Below are 2701 nucleotides of genomic sequence, written 5' to 3' on the forward strand. Positions count from 1 at the left end.
GCTGAGCACCGAGACGAACCCCACCCCGGGGTCGGCCGCGAGTCCGGGGACCAGGGCCGGCCAACGCTCGTCGATGTCCTCGAGCAGCAGCCGCTTCGGCTCGCGGACGTAGATCAGGCCCAGGTTCCCCGAGCCCAGGACCACCAGGTCGTCCCCCTCGCCCACCCGTCCCCGGGCGGCGGCACGGTGGGCGGTCGCGCGCGCGGCGGGCTGGGTCCCGGGGCTCCCCGACAGGTCCTCGAGGAGCGCCTCGACCGGCCCCCAGCTCTCGACGTTGGCGTCCATCGCGGCGACGTCTGCACTGGTGAGGGTCGCGCACAGCTCCGCCAGGCTGTGCCCCCGCTCGGCGAACGGTGGCCCCTGGGACTGGCCGTGGTCGGAGAGGACCACGAAGTGGTAGCGGCGCGGTGCCGCCCGCGCGACGATCTCCAGGTGCCTCAGCACCTCGTCGAGGGCCTGCAGGACCCGGAGAGACTCGATCCGGTTGCAGCCGGCGTGATGGGCGACCTCGTCGTAGTCCACGTAGTCGACGTAGACGCTCCGCGTGCCCCTGAGCATCTCCTGGGCCACGACGGCGGTGTTGAGGTCCCGCAGCACGCCGTTGGTGATCGCTCGCAGCAGGGCGAACGTCCAGGGCCGGACCACCCGGGGCACGACGTCCCGTCGCCGCTGCTGGCGGGCCTGGAACCGCTCGCGGACCACCTCCGCCACGGTCCGGAAGAAGCTGCGCGCGAAGCCGTCCGGTCTCAGCACGAAACGGGCCACGGTCCGCCGGGTGTCGCGGGATCCTCGCGTGAGCCCGACCTGGCTCATCGTCATCATGCTGCGCTCCGCGTCCCCGGAGAACAGGTTGGAGACCGAGACCCCCCGGTCGGCGAGCAGCCCCACGCCGGAGGTCGCGCGCGCCTCGATGACGGCGGCGTCGGCCGGTCGGTTGGCCACCAGGACACGACCGAGCTCGCGGTCGTACCAGCGGAACGCCGGCACGCCGTCGATGGTGCCCTGCAGGATGCCCTGCTGGCTGGCGGGTGTGGTGCACGGCGTCTGCACCGTCCACTCACGCAGCTCGTGCGAGCCGTCGTCCAGCCAGCGCCTCAGCGTCGGCATCGTCCCGGACTGCAGGGCCCACCTCGCCACCGGGTAGGGCAGCCCGTCGAGCTGGACGAAGACCACCCCGTCCACCTCCGGGTCGGCCACGGTCTGGCCGCGACCGCCGTAGCGCAGCAGCGCGGTCGTGAAGCTCTCGTCGGTGCCGGCGCTGACCAGCCACGTCAGGACGGTCGAGACCAGCGAGGCGATCCAGGTCGCGGCGACCAGCGTCCAGAACGAGGTGGCGTGGACACTGTCCACCACGCGCAGGACGAGGAGCATCACCACCGCCTGGCCGGCCACCGCCACCGCCGCCACGGCCAGCCAGCCGATGGCGGCGGCCACGGAGGCCAGGACCGGGCGCGCCAGCAGGCCGAAGAGCGAGACCACGGCGGCGACGGCGAACAGGTCGGCGTACGAGGTGGCCTCCAGACCGGGCAGCACCCAGGTCGCGACGACCAGTGCGACCGATCCGGTCACCCAGCTCACCAGCATCCGACCGACGTCCGAGAGTCTCAGGCGGTGCCGGCCCGGGCCGGCCGGACCGCTCGACCGGTCCGCAGCGACTGTGGTCACGGTTGGTCCGCGGCCCGCGCCGGCACCGCGTCGCGGGCATCGGACTCGAGCCCCGAGATCAGCGGCCGTACCCACACGGTGTCGCGGTCCACGTCGATCAGCAGGGCCTTCAGGAGCAAGGTCAGGGGGATCGCCAGCAGGGCACCGAGCGGCCCGAGCACCCAGGTCCAGAAGGCCAGGGACATGAAGGTGATGGTGGTGGACAGTCCGACCGCATCACCCACGACCTTGGGCTGGATGATGGTCTGGATCACGACGTTGATCAGGCTGTAGGACACGATCACGATCAGGAACAGGCTCACGCCGCCCTCGAGCAGCGCCAGGATCGCCGGCGGGACGAGCCCGATCACGAAGCCGATGTTGGGGATGTAGTTGGTGATGAACGCCAGCACCCCCCAGACCAGCGGCTCCGGGACGTCGAGCGCCCACAGCAGGATCGTGTCGATCACGGCCACGATGAGCCCGAACACGGTGGACACGACCAGGTAGGAGCGGGTCCCGTGGGCGAAGGACTCCAGCGCCTCCACGACCGCCGAGCGTGCGTCGCGCACGCCGTCCAGACGCAGCGGGAACCACGAGGCGTCGGCGACCATGAAGAGCAGCAGGGCACCGATGAACAACAGGTTGCCGACGACCGCCAGCAGCTYGCCGAGGATCGAGCCCACCAGGTCTGCCAGCCGGCCGAGGTCCAGGCTCGACGCCAGCGCGGAGGCCTGGTCCGGGTCGATGCCGACGTTGCCCACCCAGGACTCCGCGTCCCGGACCAGCGCCGTGGCGTCGTCCTGGTACTGCGTCACCAGCGCCGCGAAGTGCGCCCCGGCCACGACCAGGGAGCCGGCGAGGACGACGAGGATCCCCCAGGCGGTCAGGACCGTGGCCAGCGTGGCCACCCAGGTCGGCGACCGGTGTCGCACCAGCCAGCCGCGCAGCGGGTGCACGGCGACCGAGAGCACCAGCGCGAGGAACGCCGGCGCCGCGATCTCGGACACCGCCTTGATCCCGGCGATGGTCACGGTGACGGCGGCCAGGCCCAGCA

2 protein-coding genes are annotated in these 2701 nt (G+C 72.0%); both read right to left on the bottom strand.

Going from position 1 to position 2701, the window contains the following annotated elements; all coding sequences use genetic code 11:
• Positions 1–1578, bottom strand: a 1578-nt coding sequence (locus ACXJKL_RS18930; protein WP_457208551.1) for an alkaline phosphatase family protein, incomplete at its 3' end; no start/stop codon positions are given.
• A gap of 83 nt (positions 1579–1661) precedes the next feature.
• Positions 1662–2701, bottom strand: a 1040-nt coding sequence (locus tag ACXJKL_RS18935) for an AI-2E family transporter (protein WP_457208552.1), incomplete at its 5' end; no start/stop codon positions are given.

The organism is Nocardioides sp. P5_C9_2 (genome assembly GCF_054049555.1).